This window comes from Pseudomonas syringae pv. tagetis (assembly GCF_022557255.1).
Taxonomy (GTDB): Bacteria; Pseudomonadota; Gammaproteobacteria; order Pseudomonadales; family Pseudomonadaceae; genus Aquipseudomonas; species Aquipseudomonas caricapapayae.
Map to the genome: position 1 here is coordinate 3,871,345 of NZ_CP092923.1, position 17,512 is coordinate 3,888,856.

Annotated in this window: 13 protein-coding genes and 3 pseudogenes; 8 read left to right on the forward strand and 8 right to left on the reverse strand. The window is 57.4% G+C overall.

From position 1 onward, the window contains the following. The first annotated feature begins 69 nt into the window (after positions 1–69). Positions 70–2,190, forward strand: coding sequence for a TonB-dependent siderophore receptor (locus MME58_RS17120; protein ID WP_055005407.1), 2,121 nt, complete (start codon positions 70–72; stop codon positions 2,188–2,190). Between the two features lie 57 nt (positions 2,191–2,247). Here the strand turns inward: MME58_RS17120 and MME58_RS17125 are convergent, their stop codons facing one another. After that, positions 2,248–2,769 (reverse strand): DUF3237 domain-containing protein, encoded by a 522-nt coding sequence (locus MME58_RS17125; RefSeq protein WP_054985311.1) that lies wholly within the window; start codon positions 2,767–2,769, stop codon positions 2,248–2,250. Between the two features lie 225 nt (positions 2,770–2,994). Here MME58_RS17125 and MME58_RS17130 point away from each other — a divergent pair, with 225 nt between their 5' ends. The 3 genes from MME58_RS17130 (at position 2,995) to MME58_RS17140 (ending at position 6,004) form a co-directional block, all read left to right on the forward strand. After that, on the forward strand, positions 2,995–3,624 hold the full coding sequence (locus MME58_RS17130; protein ID WP_054985312.1) for a TetR/AcrR family transcriptional regulator: 630 nt from the start codon (positions 2,995–2,997) through the stop codon (positions 3,622–3,624). Positions 3,625–3,806: 182 nt separating this feature from the next. Continuing rightward, positions 3,807–5,435, forward strand: coding sequence for a methyl-accepting chemotaxis protein (locus tag MME58_RS17135; RefSeq protein WP_054985313.1), 1,629 nt, complete (start codon positions 3,807–3,809; stop codon positions 5,433–5,435). A gap of 140 nt (positions 5,436–5,575) precedes the next feature. Then, positions 5,576–6,004, forward strand: coding sequence for a nuclear transport factor 2 family protein (locus MME58_RS17140; RefSeq protein ID WP_055005408.1), 429 nt, complete (start codon positions 5,576–5,578; stop codon positions 6,002–6,004). Positions 6,005–6,027: 23 nt separating this feature from the next. Here the strand turns inward: MME58_RS17140 and MME58_RS17145 are convergent, their stop codons facing one another. The 4 genes and pseudogenes from MME58_RS17145 to MME58_RS17155 all read right to left on the reverse strand — a co-directional run bounded on the left by MME58_RS17145 (position 6,028) and on the right by MME58_RS17155 (position 9,677). After that, positions 6,028–6,909, reverse strand: coding sequence for a CAP domain-containing protein (locus tag MME58_RS17145; RefSeq protein WP_054985315.1), 882 nt, complete (start codon positions 6,907–6,909; stop codon positions 6,028–6,030). A gap of 205 nt (positions 6,910–7,114) precedes the next feature. Next, positions 7,115–7,978 carry a methyl-accepting chemotaxis protein gene (locus tag MME58_RS27865; protein WP_411741119.1) on the reverse strand — a complete coding sequence of 288 codons (864 nt, stop codon included), beginning with the start codon at positions 7,976–7,978 and terminating at the stop codon, positions 7,115–7,117. A 42-nt stretch (positions 7,979–8,020) separates the two neighbouring features. Further along, positions 8,021–8,788: pseudogene (locus MME58_RS27870) on the reverse strand (MCP four helix bundle domain-containing protein); the annotation flags it as partial. A gap of 163 nt (positions 8,789–8,951) precedes the next feature. Next, positions 8,952–9,677: a GNAT family N-acetyltransferase gene (locus tag MME58_RS17155; RefSeq protein ID WP_055005410.1), complete on the reverse strand. Its 726-nt coding sequence runs from the start codon at positions 9,675–9,677 to the stop codon at positions 8,952–8,954. A gap of 570 nt (positions 9,678–10,247) precedes the next feature. Here MME58_RS17155 and katB point away from each other — a divergent pair. Next, positions 10,248–11,753 carry a catalase KatB gene (gene katB, locus MME58_RS17160; RefSeq protein WP_054985318.1) on the forward strand — a complete coding sequence of 502 codons (1,506 nt, stop codon included), beginning with the start codon at positions 10,248–10,250 and terminating at the stop codon, positions 11,751–11,753. Positions 11,754–11,814: 61 nt separating this feature from the next. Then, the gene (locus tag MME58_RS17165; RefSeq protein ID WP_055005411.1) at positions 11,815–12,381 is read left to right on the forward strand and encodes an ankyrin repeat domain-containing protein; all 567 of its coding nucleotides are present in this window, start codon (positions 11,815–11,817) and stop codon (positions 12,379–12,381) included. A gap of 11 nt (positions 12,382–12,392) precedes the next feature. Here MME58_RS17165 and MME58_RS17170 read toward each other — a convergent pair. The 3 genes and pseudogenes from MME58_RS17170 to MME58_RS17180 form a co-directional block, all read right to left on the reverse strand. Next, positions 12,393–14,486, reverse strand: a pseudogene (locus tag MME58_RS17170) (hybrid sensor histidine kinase/response regulator). 217 nt (positions 14,487–14,703) lie between these two features. Then, positions 14,704–14,922, reverse strand: a pseudogene (locus MME58_RS17175) (DUF6434 domain-containing protein). A gap of 172 nt (positions 14,923–15,094) precedes the next feature. Continuing rightward, a complete protein-coding gene (locus tag MME58_RS17180) occupies positions 15,095–15,979 on the reverse strand; it encodes a LysR family transcriptional regulator (protein WP_055005412.1) in 885 nt (294 codons plus the stop codon). Between the two features lie 98 nt (positions 15,980–16,077). Between MME58_RS17180 and MME58_RS17185 the strand changes: the two genes are divergently transcribed. After that, positions 16,078–16,560, forward strand: a complete 483-nt coding sequence (locus tag MME58_RS17185) for a multidrug/biocide efflux PACE transporter (RefSeq protein ID WP_055005413.1) — start codon at positions 16,078–16,080, stop codon at positions 16,558–16,560. A 115-nt stretch (positions 16,561–16,675) separates the two neighbouring features. Further along, positions 16,676–17,509 carry a PhzF family phenazine biosynthesis protein gene (locus MME58_RS17190; protein WP_055005414.1) on the forward strand — a complete coding sequence of 278 codons (834 nt, stop codon included), beginning with the start codon at positions 16,676–16,678 and terminating at the stop codon, positions 17,507–17,509. The last annotated feature ends 3 nt before the right edge of the window (positions 17,510–17,512 follow it).

Below are 17,512 nucleotides of genomic sequence, written 5' to 3' on the forward strand. Positions count from 1 at the left end.
CATTTATTTACATGAGAATTAATATCAAATTACAATTATTGCTATTAACGTCCTAGCAGAGCATCTCACTTGAGCACTTCCTCCCTACGCCCTCGCCGTCCAGGCGCTTTTCTGCTTTCCGCACTTTCTCTGGCGATATATTCCAGCAGCGCTGCGCATGCGGCTGAAACTGCAACCTTGCCGGCCACGCAAGTATCCGCAGCCGCCACCGAAACCCAGGAAGGTTACAGTGCCAACAGCGCAAGCACCGCGAGCAAGAGTGATGTACCGCTGAAGGAAGAGGCACAGTCGGTCAATGTGGTGACGCCGCAGACCATCGCCGACTACAACGTGCGCTCACTGGACGATGCGATGAAGTTCGTCAGTGGCGTCAGCCAGGGCAATACCCTGGGCAACACCAAGGACTCAGTGATCAAGCGTGGTTTCGGCACCAACGACGACGGCTCGATCCTGCGTGACGGCGTGCGCTCGGTGGTATCGAAAAACTTCGGTGCCACCACCGATCGCGTCGAGGTGCTCAAAGGCCCGGCATCGCTCCTGTACGGAGCGATGGAGCCGGGGGGCGTGATCAACGTAATCAGCAAACAGCCGCAATACGTGCAAAGCACCACACTCAGTGGCTCGGCCTACAGCGAAGGCGGCGGCAGTTTCGGCATCGACACCACCGGCCCGCTGGGCGACTCCGGGCTGGCTTACCGCCTGGTGGCAGAACGTCAGAGCGAGGACTATTGGCGCAACTACGGTGTCGACCAACACACCCTGATCGCGCCATCGCTGTCCTGGACCGGAGAGCGCGCCAGCCTGACACTCGCCTATGAATACAACGATTACGTCAGTCCGTTCGACCGCGGTACGGTATTCACGGGTGGCCATCCGGCGGATATCAGCTACGACAAGCGCCTGGACGAAAAGTGGTCCAATACGGTCGGCATCAGCGAAACCGCAACCGCGCGTTTCGAGTACCAGCTCAGCGACGACTGGAAAACCCGCCTGACCTACGGCTGGAACAACGACCGCTACAGCCTCTCTATTGCACAACCGAGCACGCTCTCCAGCAGCGGTGTACTGCGTCGTCAGGCCAATGGTGGCCATTATGATTACGAAACGCGCTATGCCAGCTGGGACTTCATCGGCAAGCAGGAGATTCTCGGCCAGCAGCATGATGTGCTGATCGGTGCCGAGCAGGAGGACTCCGACAAGTATCGCGGCAAGACTTACCGCAACACCGCCCAGAACGGCTTCAACATCTTTTCGCCCAGCTATGGCGGGTTGGCAGAGCCCAGTGTAGTCAGTGCGGCAAACAGCAACCTGAGCAATCAGCTGACGTCATCGTCGATTTACCTCAAGGACAACTGGCACCTGAACGATCGCTGGATTCTGGTCCTGGGTGGCCGTTATCAGCATTATGACCAGTACATCAAACAAGGCCTGGGTGCCAGCCGCACGGTGAACCTGGACAGCAATGACGATGTATTCCTGCCGATGGCCGGTCTGGTCTTCAAGGTCAATGAAGACCTGTCGCTGTACGGCAACTACAGCCGCTCGTTCGTACCCAACGATGAGGTCAACGATGACGGCACGACCTTCGATCCGGAAGAAGGCCGCAGTTATGAGGTCGGGGCCAAATACGCGCTGGCACCCGAGCTCAACGTCAACCTCGCTGTATTCGACATCGAAAAGAAAAACGTCGTCACCCCCACCGGCGTGACCGGCGTCAGCGAGGCGGCTGGCAAGGTGGGTTCACAAGGGGTGGAGCTGGACGTAACCGGGCGCATAGCCGAACGCTGGGACATGATCGGCACCTACGCGTACACCCATACCGAAGTGCTTGATGATCCGAGCAACAAGGGCAATCGTTTGAGCCAGGCACCCAGGCACACTGCCAGCCTGTACCTCACCCATCATCTGCAGATCCCGTCCGATCTGGGCGACTGGCATGCCGGCGGCGGCGCGCGCTATGTCGGCGAGCGCGCTGGCGACGATGCCAATACCTTCTACATGAGCAGCTACACCGTAGCCGATGCATTTCTGCGCTGGGACGTGCCCATGGCCGGTTACAAGACGCGTCTGCAATTGAACGTGGATAACCTGTTCGACAAGCAATACTACCCTTCCAGTACCGGCAGCCAGTTGCAGGTCAACGTTGGCGAACCCCGCACTGCGCGCCTGAGCGCCAGCGTCACGTTCTAAGCAGTGGCAACGGAGCAGGCCTGCAGAGGCTTGCTCCTTGAACAATCGCAGGGATGATCAGGGCTTCATCCGGTAAAAACTGATCAGCGTTTCATTGCCTTGAATGTATTCGAACCGGCCAATGAAAGCGCTCTTCTCCAGCCATTCATTAGGGCCCAGAGAAACCTGGAAGCGCGGCGTACAGGTGCATTGGTAATGGCCTTCACTGATCGGCCAGATCCCGTTCTGCAACTCCTGCTGACCCACTTCGTCCATCAGCAGAACGCCCCTGCTTTCAATGTTGATCAGTTCACCCAATTGAGTGATCAGGGTGAAACGTGTGTCGAGAAAGGCAAGCTCGGACGACAACTCGACCAGCATATTGCTGCCGCCAGCCAGCACCGAACCGCTGAAATATTCGCCATGAAACTCACCGCCCAGAATCCTGCTGTTGCTGCGCAGCCCATCGCTGCATATGCCCAGCAGGACAGGCGCATCGGTTCTCAACGTGACGGCCAGCACCTTTTCCAGCTGTGGCACCGCTGCCGTATTGCCACGAAAAGAGCGTTTGACGGGCTTCTTGAAATCGATGATGTTCATGGACCTGTTCACTCCATCATTGAAGGATTTCGAGCAATGGATACCCTGGCGCAGTCCATCGGGTTGGCAAAATATACAGAGCGTCGATCCGTCGGCATTTATCTGCGCCGTCTTTTCCAGTAAGCTCCACGGAGTCGGCTGAAATCGTACCGAACGGTTCAGTTCCAGTCTAGAGAATTCTGCATTACCTGTACTACACGGTTCACTAAAGGATTGAGCATATAAATGAAGGTGCGTACTGAAGCACGCCGCGAAGCCATCATTGATGCCGCAGCAAGCGTCTTCCTCGAAATGGGCTACGAGCGCGCGTCGATGAATGAAGTCACCAAACGAATGGGCGGCTCCAAGGCGACGATCTACAGTTATTTTCCGTCCAAGGAAGAACTGTTCATCGCAGTGGTCAACCGGCTTGCAACCGCCCATCTGGCCGAGGCTGTTTCAGAACTGGCGACCTATGACGACACAGGCACCGATACGGAAATAGACCTCAGAACGCTGTTCACCCGCTTCGGGGAGCGAATGTTGATGGTACTCATCAATGATGACAGTGCGTTGGCGGTGTACCGCATGGTGGTAGCCGAATCCGGGCACTCCGACATCGGCATGATGTTCTACGATTCGGGCCCTCGGGAATGCCTGCAAACCGTCACCACACTGATGACTGCGGCCATGCAGCGCGGCCAGCTGCGCAAAACCGATCCGCATATTGCAGCGCTGCAGTTGACCTCCTTGCTGACTGCGGAAACCGACATCCGTCTCTATCAGCAAGCCCCCGAGCGCCTGGGTGTCGAGCAGATTCAAAAAATGGTCAAGCGAGCAGTCGATACCTTCATGCTGGGTATGGAAGCGCGGTGATTCGATGGGGCTGCGGCAGGTAGCCCTTTTACACGCCACTCACCTCCCCCCGTCAGGTCTTGAAATATTTTCTTACCATTTCTCTGAAAAAACTGATTCGAAATCGAACTCTGAAAACGGACAGGTCATCAAGAAAACCCGGAGACAGGCGATAGCTTGTTGCCTACTTCGGAGAAACAACAATGATCCTGCGCAAACTCAACCTCGCCCCGCGTTCGGCTTTATGTTTCGGTATTTTCTGCCTGATGATCGTCGCTCTGGGCTTGCTGGCCCTGCGTCAGGCCGCACAGCTCAATACCGCAGAAAAATTCATCGAAACCAATGTCCTGCCCAGCGTAAAACTGCTCGGCTCTCTGGACAGGGAATTTGTAGGCATCAGGGGCAATAACGCCCGCCTGCGAAACCCCCTCGAGCCCCAAGAACGCAGGACCAAAGCGCTCAGCGACATTCAACAGTCCCGTGCGTTGATTGCCGGTTTTTCGGACGCGCTCAGCAAGCTGATCGTTACGCCTCAAGGACGTCAGGCGTTCGACGAACTCAGCAAAGCCAATTCTGACTATCAGACTGCTCAGGATCGTTATCTGGCCTCTGTCGCTGCTGGCAATCTTGAGGCAGCCGTCGCCATCTCCAACGGCGAAATGAAAAGTGCGGCGGATCAGGTCGAAAATACACTGAAGAAACTCATTGGCATCAATGACAACAAGGCAGAAAAAGCGGGTGATCAAGCCGAGTCTGCCTACCAGCAAACCTTGTGGATGGTGAGTATCTTTATCGCAGCCGGTGTAATTGCGACGCTGCTGCTGGCCTGGATGTATACCCGCAGCCTGACCGGGCCGATCGGTGAATCACTGAACATTGCGCAACGCATTGCGGCCAATGACCTGAGCAAAGACATTCCACAAGACGGCAGTGATGAAGCAGCGAGACTGATCGCAGCACTGGCGTTGATGCAAACCAACCTGCGCAGCGCCCTGACACTGATCGGTGACTCTTCAACCCAACTGGCCGCGACGTCCGAGGAGATGCACGCAGTCACCGAAGACGCATCGCGCACCATTCAGCGTCAGAGCAACGAGATCGAGATGGCAGCCACGGCCGTCAACCAGATGAGCGCGGCGGTAGAGGAAGTGGCCAGCAACGCCGCATCGGCCTCGCAGGTGACCTCTCAATCGAGCACGGCGGCCATGGCCGGACGTGCGCAAGTCGATGAAACCGTCACGGCAATCAACCTGATGGTGTCCAAGGTGCAGATAACCTCCACCGAGGTACAAGGCCTAGCCGTCATGGCAACCGACATCAGCAAGGTGCTGGACGTGATCCGCGCCATTGCAGAACAGACCAACCTGCTGGCACTCAACGCGGCCATCGAAGCTGCCCGCGCAGGCGAAGCCGGACGAGGCTTTGCGGTGGTCGCGGACGAAGTCCGGGCTCTGGCGCATCGTACCCAGCAATCGACCCGCGAAATCGAGCAGATGGTCAGCTCGATTCAAACCGGCACTGGCAATGCCGTCACAGCCATGGAGCAGACCAGCTTTCAGGCGCACAAGACGCTGGAAATGGCCAATGGCGCTGGCAAGGCGCTGCTCGATATCACCGAATCCATCAGCCAGATCAATGAACGCAACCTGATGATCGCTACCGCCGCCGAAGAGCAGGCACAGGTGGCTCGCGAGGTGGACAGGAGTCTGGTGAGCATTCGTGATCTGTCCAGCCAGACATCGGAGGGGTCGAATCAGACCGCCATTGCCACTGCCGAGCTGTCGACACTGGCTTCTGGCCTTAACCGTCTTACCAAGCAGTTTCGCGTTTAAGCACCTTCGCCGGGAAGTACGCTTCCCGGCATCTCCTCTTGTCGAATGGCCCGCCCTGATCTAAGTTGTACGACGACAGATGAATCATTTCGTCTGCACAATCCTGCTTACCTTCAATAACGACAAGAAAAGGGATAAACATGAAAAAGCTGACACTGCTAATGGCCTTTATGTGCCTGTTCACCGGTTATGTCGCAGCCGCGACCTCCGACGAAGCTGACGTTGCCAGCGCGGTCGATAAGCTGACACAAGCCATGTGGCACAAGGATATAGCGCAACTCGAGGCGCTGACCGCCGACAACCTCACGTATGGGCACTCCAGCGGTAACATCCAGGACAAAAAAGCCTTCATCGCCGACATCGAAACCGGCAAGAGCGCGTTCAATGACCTGAAGATGCTCAATCAGAAGATCACCCTGTCCGGCGACGTCGCGCTGGTACGCAATCACTTCTCGGCACAAGCGGTGAACGGCGGCAAGGTTGTGCCGACCGAAATCGAGAACTTCCAGATCTGGCAAAAGCAGAATGGCCAATGGCTGCTCATCGGCCGTCAGGCCTTCCGCTTTTAACTGACAGCGTTCAAGGCAGAGCGCTACTGCTGTGTGCCGAACATCGCTGTCCAGTAAATCCCTGCGTCACTTTTGGGGTCCATCGCGTAGGCTGCTCCCATTTCGCGAAAATCAGGGCTCATGAGGTTGGCGCAGTGCCCCGGACTCACCAGCCAGCCGTCCACGACCTTGCGCGCACTGTCCTGGCCCGCAGCAATGTTCTCGCCGACCTGCTGGCCTGCATACCCTGCCAGTTCGGCCCTGTCGCCCGGCGTGCGGCCGTCGCGATCCTTGTGGTCGAAAAAGTTCTGATTGGCCATCGCTCGCGAATGGTGTTGTGCAGCCGTGCCCAGCACAAGGTTCCAGGCCAATGGCGTCGTAGCAGCAAAGGATTGCGTACCACATTGACGCGCCTGGGTGCGGGCATTGTTGACCATTTCCAGAATCTTTTGCCCTTCTGCCTGCCAATCGCCGAGGCGTGAGGCCACCAGAGAACGTGCCAGTACAATGCGCCAGTCTCGCCCTTCCCGGCTAACCCCGATATCGACGAATTGCGGGTCCAGCACTACGCGACAGAAGCTCTCCAGTACGGCTTTCAGCGCCGAGTCGGCGTCACTCGGGCCGGAGAGGCTGATCGCCTGCACGGTGACCATCGGGTAAGAGGCACGCGTCAGCGCCTGCTGCAGGTCCAGGTTGCCACTGGCGGGCAGTACCAGACGTGCGTCGCTGGTCAGCGGTGGCAGTTCCATGGACACCTGTTCGCCACAACGTTGCGCCTGACCACGGTAGGCGTTGAGGGATTCGACCAGTTGCGTTTCGTCACTTGCCAGCGCAGCACTGGCAAGTATCCCGGAACACAGCACCGCCACAAATGATAAGCATACTCTCGGGAGCGACAGGCGCAGGGTGTTGAAAATAACAGGCATGAAGAGTCTCTCTCGGGCTGAGTCCGCCTATGATGCGCGAAATAACCCGGTTGGACGCAACGCCTTTTTCATACCTGAGCGGAATTTAATAGCCAGAGCACTGACCCGGAGCACCAACAATGTGCGCCTAGAGGCGGCTCCCCTTGCGGCGCAAACCGCACTGATAAGACGGGAGCAGCGTCCGGCACTGCCCTGGTGAAACGACTTACAGCTTGAAGTTGGCGACCAGCGAATTGAATGAGGTGGCCAGTCGCGACAGTTCCTGACTGGACGCACTGGTCTGGTTGGCACCTGCAGCGCTCTGGGTCGAAAGGTCCTGAATGTTGAGCAGATTGCGATCCACCTCGCGGGCAACCTGGGCCTGCTCTTCGGAAGCCGAGGCAATAACCAGATTACGTTCGTTGATGGTGGCTACACCAAGTGTGATCTTCTCCAGCGCTGCACCGGCGCGCAGTGCCAGCTCCTGAGTATTGGTGGCCAGTGACAGGCTCTTGCCCATCGCAGCAACAGCGCCATCGGCACCGGACTGCACAGTACTGATCATGCCTTCGATTTCCACGGTCGACGCCTGAGTGCGGTGCGCCAGGGCACGCACCTCGTCAGCCACCACCGCAAAACCGCGCCCCTGTTCACCGGCACGCGCGGCTTCGATGGCAGCGTTCAACGCGAGCAGGTTGGTCTGCTCGGCGATGCTGCGAATGACGTCCAGCACCTTACTGATTTCGCGCACATGGCCGGCCAGCTCCGAAACAGCGCCAGTGGACTCGGTGATCTCATGCACCATGGTGGTAATGCCCTTGACCGTATGATCCACCTGGCCACGACCATCGACGGCATCATCCGTCGCAGCCTTGGACGCCTCGGACGTCGACACCGCGTTGCGCGCCACTTCTTCCACCGCAGCGGTCATTTGATTGACGGCGGTCGCAGCCTGTTGGATTTCGTCGTTCTGGCGGGTCAGCCCACGAGTGCTTTCATCCGTCACGGCACTCAGTTCTTCGGCAGCAGAGGCCAACTGGTCAGAGGCGCTGGCAATCTGTTGAATGGTATGTTTCAGACCGGTCTGCATGTCGGACAGCGCGTCCAGCAGTTGCCCGGCCTCGTCGCCACGGTCAGAGACAATGGGCTGGGTCAGATCGCCCCCCGCAATGCGCTGAGCACTGGCTACCGCGACAGCCAGCGGTCGGGTAATCATCCGGGTGATCAGCACGCCCAGCATGATTGCCACCAGAAAGGCAATCACAACGCCAATCTCCAGCATCAGCACCGACGTGGCCTTGAGGTCGGCCGCGGCTGCAGCGCCCTCCTTGATCTGACGGTTGTTGGAATCGATCATGGTCCGCAGGTAGCCGCGTACTTTGGTAAAGCCGTCAGTGGATAGCATGTTCAGACGGGCACGGGCGGCTTCGTAATCACCAGCCCTCATCAGTTCAACCACCTGCTGAGCGCCAGCGATGTAGCCAGGCAGCATCAGCTCAAGCTGGTCACCGGCAGCACGTTCGTCATCTTCCAGAGGCGTGGCGCGGTAAATCGCGAACACTTTCTGAGCGCGAGCCAGATCGTCGTTCAGTGCCTGACGAACTCGATCCTTGTCGGCCTCAGACACACCACCGTCCTGCGCATCGAGCAAACGGTACAGTCCACGGTTGTGCGCGGTGAGGCTGGTCAGTGTCTCATTGGTGTTGCTGACAGAAACAAGGTTGTTGGAAAAGGTCAGCTCGAGCGCATTGGCAAGACGGGTAACGCCCACCATACCTAGGCCGCCAACGGCCAGTGTAATCAACGCACAGACGATGAATGCCGAAAGAAGCTTGGTCGAAAACTTGGACTGACGCAAGAAATTCATGGGGCTTACCTGTTGCTGAATGAGGGGTGACATCCGTGGCGGAATGACTGATCGAAAATCGGTGATGTCATAACGACTTCACCTCATTTAGATCGTTCCAGCACGCCCTTCACTTTTTTGATAGATGGCTTTGACAACTAACGCTTGCGCAACTAACGCCCTCTATCGGTTCAGCCTCATTCTTACCGTACGGCTGTCAGTGCAGCCTGAAGGTTTGCGCAACATCTTCTGGCAGGCCATGTTTCGCGAGGCGCTGTTCGGCGAACGCCCTGGCATCGCGGGTCATCCGGTCAAGGTGGTAGTCACGCTGTTTCTCGGCTTCGATCATTGCGCTCTTGCCGTGCTGCTTGATCAGGTACGCGTGAATCTGACGCACTTCAACCGAGCTATAGATCGGTGCTATGTCCATAACGGCAAGCAAGCCATCAGTTCCATGATCCCTGGTATTCATGATGACCTGCGGGCCGCGCGCGCCCAGTATCTGGAAGCCTGACGCCTCGAAATACGGCACTTTGTCGACCACGCAATACAGTTCGGCGTGTGGATAGCGACCGACCATTTTATCCAGCATCGAGCGTGCAATGCCCTGACGACGATGACTTTCGCGCACCGCCATGTAGGCCACTGCGCATGCCTGCGGATCATCCTGCACGGGCAGATACAGTAAAAACCCCACGACGGTTTCAGGGTCTTCATCGTCCAGCGCGACGATCAGCTCCACCGCCAGACTGTGCGAACCGTCCATGGCATTCAGGTACAGATGCACCTCGTAACCAACGCCGTACTGATAAAGGTTGTACAGCGGATTGCCCGGTGTGATGGCTACCATGCTGATGTCGGTTACGTAGTCGACGACCATCTGCTGTATCTGGCTACGGATGAACTCCGGCGGCGGGGTGTGTAGCAGCATGATGGTGGACATGAGACGAGGGCTCCATTAAGCGGGGGTGTACATGGACGTGATGTGGCCACATGATAGCGCGTCAACGCCCTGACCACCGATAATGTCATCTTGCTACACAGCTAATTAGTTGCAACTTATACGATGACCCAAAAGAATAATATCAAAAAGCCACCCACTTTTAGTATTACATTGAGAATGTCGTACGATCGTCCCATACCGCACCACACGCAAGTCAAGAGTCGTGCAAGACACCATTGATAATGAGTTTCATTAAGCCTGATGACCAAATCCTGGCTGTGTTTTAATGAACACCGACATCTAATAAAAAACGCTTTACTTTCAGATAATTATAAAACTAGCGTATTTATTTTAGACGGTTTCATTCAGGGCATGATGTCATTAGGCACTTGGCAGATACCCCAACTAAATATGAACGTATTTTGTCCGGTTCCCTGTCCCCGCCAGTATTTATCTCAATCGCCCCGATATATTTTTATAATCACTGCACTGCCCTCACGCGCCTAAGATAAACCGGCCTACTAAAAATATGAGGGATTCAAAATGCCGTTATTAAACTGGTCCAGACACATGGTATGTCTGACTGCAGTCGGTCTCGTCACGGTGCCGACCGCGTTTGCAGCCGACACCCTGACCCGCGACAATGGCGCCGTCGTCGGTGATAATCAGAATTCTCAGACTGCAGGCGCTCAAGGGCCTGTACTGTTGCAAGACGTGCAACTGCTGCAGAAGCTGCAGCGCTTTGATCGCGAGCGTATTCCGGAGCGCGTGGTTCATGCTCGTGGTACAGGTGTCAAAGGCGAGTTCACTGCATCGGCCGACATTAGCGACCTGAGCAAGGCAACGGTTTTCAAATCGGGCGAAAAAACACCGGTATTCGTGCGGTTTTCTTCCGTGGTTCACGGTAACCACTCGCCTGAAACCCTCCGCGATCCTCACGGCTTCGCCACCAAGTTCTACACGGCAGACGGTAACTGGGACCTGGTAGGCAACAACTTCCCGACCTTTTTCATCCGTGACGCTATCAAGTTCCCGGACATGGTCCACGCCTTCAAGCCCGACCCGCGTACCAACCTGGACAACGATTCACGTCGCTTCGACTTCTTCTCGCATGTCCCGGAAGCCACCCGTACGCTGACGCTGCTGTACTCCAATGAAGGCACGCCGGCAGGCTATCGCTTTATGGACGGCAACGGTGTGCATGCCTACAAGCTGGTCAATGCCAAAGGTGAAGTGCACTACGTCAAGTTCCACTGGAAGACCCTGCAAGGCATCAAGAACCTTGATCCGAAAGAAGTCGCACAGGTGCAGTCCAAGGACTACAGCCATCTGACCAACGATCTGGTCGGCGCTATCAAGAAGGGTGACTTCCCGAAATGGGATTTGTACGTTCAGGTCCTGAAGCCTGAAGAGCTGTCGAAATTCGACTTTGACCCGCTGGACGCTACCAAGATCTGGCCAGACGTGCCCGAGAAGAAAATCGGCCAGATGGTCTTGAACAAGAACGTCGACAACTTCTTCCAGGAAACCGAACAGGTCGCGATGGCACCGGCCAATCTGGTACCGGGCATCGAGCCTTCAGAGGACCGTCTGCTGCAAGGCCGTGTGTTCTCCTACGCCGACACCCAGATGTATCGCCTGGGCGCGAATGGTCTGAGCCTGCCGGTCAACCAGCCTAAAGTTGCGGTGAACAATGGCAATCAGGATGGTGCTCTGAATAGTGGCCACACCACCAGTGGCGTCAACTACGAGCCAAGCCGTCTCGAGCCGCGTCCGGCTGATGAGAAAGCGCGTTACAGCGAGCTGCCAGTCAGTGGCACTACCCAGCAGGCGAAGATCACGCGTGAGCAGAACTTCAAGCAGGCAGGTGATCTGTATCGCTCCTACAGCCCGAAAGAGAAGACCGACCTGGTCCAGAGCTTTGGCGAGTCACTGGCTGATACCGACACTGAGAGCAAGAACATCATGCTTTCGTTCCTGTACAAGGCAGACCCGGATTACGGCACTCGGGTAACCGAAGTCGCCAAAGGTGATCTGAGCAAGGTGAAGTCGCTAGCCGCAAGCCTCAAAGACTGATGATCTGATGCCCCGCCCCGGCGTTTCGAACGCCAGGGCGGTTCCAGCCAGGAGAATGCCTGTGAAGAATCTTGTCTATGGCTTGCTGCTGTTTGCTGCAGCCGCACACGCCACGCCACCCACAACCACAACCAAACCGCCGTCGGAACTGACCGCCGAGCAGGCTGCCAGTCAACTGCGCACGCTGTTTTTCGATGCATCCCGTGAAGGCAACAATCCAATGCTGGACACCTTCATCGAGGCGCATTACGACCTCAATGTGCGTGACGAGCAAGGTTACACCGGTCTTATCCTGGCGGCCTATCACGGCCATGAAGACTCGGTGGAACGCCTGATAAATGCCGGAGCGGATCCCTGCGCAAAGGACAATCGTGGCAACACGGCGCTGATGGGCGCGATTTTCAAGGGCGAACTGAGCATCGCCAAGCGCTTGGTTCAGGCCGACTGCGGCCCTGATCTGACCAACAATGCCGGACAGACGGCCGCCATGTATGCGGCGCTGTTCAAGCGCACTGAAGTGCTCAAGGCGTTGACCGACAAAGGTGCTGACCTGAACATCCGCGACAGCATGGGCAACGATGTGCAAGGCCTGTCCAAGGGTGAATTCCAGGCACTGCCGACCCGCTGACAGCTATTGGCTCAATCCTCGCGTTCGATCATTTCGTAGATGCGGCCAGCGAAGGCTTCCATGGTGAACGGCTTGGTGAGCACCCACATCCCCGGATCCAGGTGACCATTGCCAATGATCGCGTTCTCTGCATAACCGGTGATGAACAGCACTTTGAGGTCGGGTCGAATCGTGCGCGCGGCATCTGCCAGTTGCCGACCGTTCACGCCGCCCGGCAAACCGACATCGGTCACCAGCAGGTCAATACGTGCATCGGACTCCAGCACCTTGAGCGCCGACGCGCCCTCGCCAGCCTCGATCGGTATGTACCCCTGATCTTCGAGCACTTCGGCAACCAGCATTCGAATGGTCGGCTCGTCGTCAACGATCATTACTGTGCGCTCGGTCTGCGCCAGGGCCGATTCGCAAGCCCCGACCGCCTCGATCTCTTCCGGAGCGCCGAGGTAATGACGCGGCAAGTACAGACACATGGTCGTGCCTTGATCAGGTTCCGAGTAAATACGCACTTGCCCGCCGGACTGACGCACAAAACCATACACCATCGACAGACCCAGCCCCGTACCCTGCCCCAGTGGCTTGGTGGTGAAAAACGGATCGAATGCCCGATTGATGACCTCGGGCTACATGCCGGTGCCGGTGTCGCTGACACACAGCGACAGGTACTGACCCGGTGTCAGATCACGGCTCTGGGAGCCGCGCTCGTCGATCCACCTGTTGGCTGTCTCGATGGTAATTCGCCCGCCTCGTGGCATGGCGTCCCTCGCGTTGATACACAGGTTCAGCAGTGCATTTTCCAGTTGCGGGGCATCAATGAACGTTGACCACAGTCCGACTGACGTCACGACTTCCAGCGTGATGTGCGGCCCGACGGTACGTCGAATCAGCTCTTCCACCCCGATGACCAACCGGTTGATATCTACCGGCTTGGGGTCAAGCGTCTGCCTACGTGAAAACGCCAGCAGGCGGTGAGTCAGAGAGGCGGCACGCTTGGACGCGTCCTGGGCTGCATCTATGTAGCGATCTATTTCGGTGAAACGACCCTGGCTCATGCGCGTCTTGAGCAGTTCCAGCGAGCCAGTGATGCCGGTAAGCAGGTTATTGAAGTCGTGAGCGATACCGCCAGTCAACTGGCCGACAGCCTCCATCTTCTGCGACTGACGCAAGGCTTCCTCGGCCTGAGTCAGGCGCTGCTGCTCGCGCAACCGCTCGCTGACGTCGTAGGCAAACAGATACGCGCCAATGACCTGTCCTTCTGCATTGCGCAAGGTGCTGTAGCGCAGTTCGAAGTGGCTGGCCGGATCTTTCGAATCGCTGAAGCTGACGCTTTCGGCAAACTCCTCACCCGACAACGCCCGCGTCCAGCGCTGTTCAAGCCCTGCTTTGCTCTGCGGACAGTTGTCCAGCAAGTCGAGCATATTGTCGCCCACTTGCGGACGGACACCGAAAAGGCGCTCGAACTCGCGCAGCGCGGACCCATTGATGGCCATCCAGCGATAATTGCAGTCGACGACATGAATGAACGCGTTAGTGCCATTGACGACATCGGCGAGCACATTGCGCTCGGCCACGGCCTCGACAATGCGCGCCTCCAGCGTTTCGTTCAGTTGCTGCAACGCCAGTTCAGCACGCTTGCGCTCAGTGATGTCCTGAAACAACACGGCGACCTGCCTGCGGCTGGCCGGCTCGATGCGAAATGCCGTCAATGCCAGATAGCGTCCGGTGGCCACCAACTCGCGCTCGAAGCGTACCGGCTCTCCGGTGCGCAATACCTTGCCGTAGAACTCGACCCAGCCATCGGCCTATTCGCGTACCATCTCGCGCAGTTTCTTGCCCACCACATTGGCAATGCCGGCGTGATACTCATAAGCCGGGTTGGCTTCGATGTGAATGTAATCGCTCAGCGGTCCATGCGGGCCGTCAAAGAACTCGATGATGCAAAAGCCTTCATCCATTGCGTCGAACAGAAAACGATAACGCTCCTGAGATTGCGCCAGCGCGTATTCAGCCTCCCGACCACTGACGCTCAGGCGCTCTTTAAGCGAAGCGTTTTCCTGCTCCAGCACAGATAACCGGCTCTGGAGATGTTGTAAATCTGTCGGGGTCACGGCGGCGGCACCTGCGGTTTTGGTTGTGCCGCTTTCCCGTCAGACAGGACGGCACGAGCACGCTACGAGAAAAAGTGCCCGCTTGCAAAAATAATGGCATTTTGAACTCGAAAAACGCTGGCTTTCGACAAAATCACAGTGGGAGGTGGTTCCCAAGACAGTATGACGAATGACAGGCATTCGCCCGAGCAAGCATCTCCAGTTCGCGAGATCAGTTCTATTCCGGCACAGATGCCTGCAGACGCAACCATTGGTCCGCCACTTGCCCCATGCTTTTAGCCTCGCCATTCTTGATCCATGCCATGAACGACCGATCGAACCTGAACTACGGCCCGCACTGTCCGATCATGAAGCGCCTCACGTTCTGCGTATTCCGGTATCGGTTGTCCACGGCGGTATCGCGTGTAACAGGATCGGAGTGCCAGTCGAACGTCATCCCAAGCCCTGCCCGTCATATGAATGTCTGTGCTTTATAACGACAAATCGGTCAGGTTGCGAGCATGCTCATTGCCATCAATGGCAGGGCTTGCAGGGCATGCCATCCGTACAGCGCAAAACACGTCGACAGACCCTGTGCCTGCTGCATATCGTTTCTGAAGCCAGCCCCGTCACTCTCCAGCAAACGGCACCAGCGACTCCAGCAGCCACGCCCCCGCTGGTCCCAGGCTGCGCTGGAATGACCAGATGACGTCTACCGCCGAGCGACGCGGCCAACCCGAGACCTTCAGTTCCTTCAACAGTCCGCCCGAATAGCGCGACACCAGCCAGCGTGGCAATGCCGACCAGCCAAAACCAAAGGCCGCCATGTCCATCAGCAACAGGTAATTGGGCGCCGACCAATGACGATGGCCGCTGGTAGGAAGATCATCGATGGGAATGCTGTGCTCGACGAGCGTATTGAGGCGCAATGCGCGATGACGTGCCAGTTGTTGATAGTCAACGCGCTCCAGCGCGGCAAGCGGATGCTTATGCGAGACGAACAGGCCGAAGTCGGCACTTTCATCGATGGTTGCGTGACCGATTTCCGGTGGATAGCTCGCTTGCGCCGACAGCAGCCCCAGTGATGCCCTGCCCGACTGCACCAGGCTGATTGCATCACCGTGCTCGGCGAATACGCATTCCATCTCCAGGTCCGGAAAGCGCTGATCCAGCTCGGTCATCAGTCGCTCGAAATCGGCAAACTGGTTGGCATCCGACAGCACCAGCGTCAACCGCGGTTCAACCCCTGCCGAAAGCCGCGCGGCCGTACGGCGCAAGCGGTCAGAAGCGCACAGCAGGTCGTCGACACGGCCAAGCATGGCCCTCCCGGCTTCAGTCAGCACCGGTTGCCGCGATGAACGATCGAACAGCTCCAGCCCGAGATCGATCTCCAGTCGGGCAATCGCTTCACTGATGGTCGATTGACTCTTGCCCAGACGACGTGCGGCCGCACTGAACGAACCCAGCGCGGCAATCTGAACAAAGGCTTCCAGCGCTTCTGGCGAATAGCTCATGACGTTCTCTTATCGGCTTTACCGATGGTATTGATTTTCAGCTTAACGCAAACACCGATGATAATGCTGCCACGAACCCAGTAAAGGACAACGTGATCATGAGCAAAAGCCAACAGCGAGCCGCCCGGAAGGCCTCCGTCACGCCCAAAACCCTGCGCGAGCGAGCGTTGCATGCAAGTCTGTTCGAAATCGGCGGTGTGATTCTGGTCGCACCGCTGCTGGCCTGGATCATGAACCACTCGCTGGTAATGATGGGCGCCATGACGGTGATGATTTCGACCGTCGCCATGCTCTGGAACATGGTCTACAACGCCCTGTTCGACCGACTGCGCAACCGGTACGGATTGACCATGAGCCTGACAACCCGCGTCTTGCACGCAATGGGTTTCGAGGCCGGACTGATTCTGGCCGTCGTGCCGTTGGCCGCGTGGTGGCTGACGATCAGCCTGATGGAAGCATTCTGGCTTGATATCGGCCTGCTGCTGATGTTTCTGCCGTACACCCTGCTGTTCAACTGGGCCTACGACACATTGCGTGAGCGTATCGTGCAGCGGCGCGTGGCGAGGTGTGAGGCGCTTTGAACGCACCGATTCAGGCATCAGGTGCCTGAATGCGCTGCATCAGCTTTCCTCACTGGATTATCCAACCAGCTCCATTGCAAACTGTCTGTCACTGACCACAGGAAGGCCCTCTTCAATGACAACCGAAGTACTCAAACTGGCGGCGTTCAGCGATGGAGATCGCGGTGGCAATCCGGCAGGTGTCTGGATCGGCAATGCGTTACCCGATGATGCCGTTATGCAGCAGATTGCCGCCGACATTGGTTTTTCCGAAACAGCGTTCGCCGCGCCTGTCGAAGATGGCTGGCGGGTACGGTATTTCTCGCCGCTGGCAGAAGTGCCGTTTTGCGGGCACGCAACCATCGCCTTGGGGGCCGCGCTAGCCTCACAGCACGGCGATGGCGTGTTCAATCTGACGCTCAATCAGGCGCATATCACTGTCGAAGGCCATGCGCAAGGCGCTTTGACCTCGGCAGCGCTACAGTCGCCGGCGACGTTCAGCAAGCCGATCAGTGCGCAATTGCTGGAGCAAGCGCTGACGCTGTTCGGCTACACGCATGGCGATCTGGATGAGCGCATTGCGCCAGCACACATCAATGGCGGTGCCGGGCACCTGGTACTGGCGCTGAACAGTCGTACCCGGCTCAAGGCCATGCGCTATGACCAGCAAGCGGGTCGAGAGCTGATGGTACGTGAAGGCTGGGCCACGATTCTGCTCCTGTGGGCCGAAACCGATCAGCTGTTCCACACTCGCAATCCGTTTGCCTTCGGTGGCGTCTACGAAGACCCGGCCACCGGCGCAGCCACAGCAGCGCTGGGCGGATATCTGCGCGATATCGGTTGGCCGCACGGTGGCTTGATAGACATTATTCAAGGCGAGGACATGGGCAGCCCGTCACGCCTGCGCGCCGAAATCCCCGAACAACCGGGGAGTTCGATCCGAGTGTCGGGGATGGCGCGTACCTTGTAGTCA

What these genes read in the sequence shown, in the direction of transcription:
- MME58_RS17125 (WP_054985311.1), bottom strand. Translation starts at nt 2,769, where the DNA reads ATGAACATCATCGATTTCAAGAAGCCCGTCAAACGCTCTTTTCGTGGC.
- MME58_RS17130 (WP_054985312.1), top strand. Translation starts at nt 2,995, where the DNA reads ATGAAGGTGCGTACTGAAGCACGCCGCGAAGCCATCATTGATGCCGCA.
- MME58_RS17135 (WP_054985313.1), top strand. Translation starts at nt 3,807, where the DNA reads ATGATCCTGCGCAAACTCAACCTCGCCCCGCGTTCGGCTTTATGTTTC.
- MME58_RS17140 (WP_055005408.1), top strand. Translation starts at nt 5,576, where the DNA reads ATGAAAAAGCTGACACTGCTAATGGCCTTTATGTGCCTGTTCACCGGT.
- MME58_RS17145 (WP_054985315.1), bottom strand. Translation starts at nt 6,909, where the DNA reads ATGCCTGTTATTTTCAACACCCTGCGCCTGTCGCTCCCGAGAGTATGC.
- MME58_RS27865 (WP_411741119.1), bottom strand. Translation starts at nt 7,978, where the DNA reads ATGCAGACCGGTCTGAAACATACCATTCAACAGATTGCCAGCGCCTCT.
- MME58_RS17155 (WP_055005410.1), bottom strand. Translation starts at nt 9,677, where the DNA reads ATGTCCACCATCATGCTGCTACACACCCCGCCGCCGGAGTTCATCCGT.
- katB (WP_054985318.1), top strand. Translation starts at nt 10,248, where the DNA reads ATGGTATGTCTGACTGCAGTCGGTCTCGTCACGGTGCCGACCGCGTTT.
- MME58_RS17180 (WP_055005412.1), bottom strand. Translation starts at nt 15,979, where the DNA reads ATGAGCTATTCGCCAGAAGCGCTGGAAGCCTTTGTTCAGATTGCCGCG.
- MME58_RS17185 (WP_055005413.1), top strand. Translation starts at nt 16,078, where the DNA reads ATGAGCAAAAGCCAACAGCGAGCCGCCCGGAAGGCCTCCGTCACGCCC.
- MME58_RS17190 (WP_055005414.1), top strand. Translation starts at nt 16,676, where the DNA reads ATGACAACCGAAGTACTCAAACTGGCGGCGTTCAGCGATGGAGATCGC.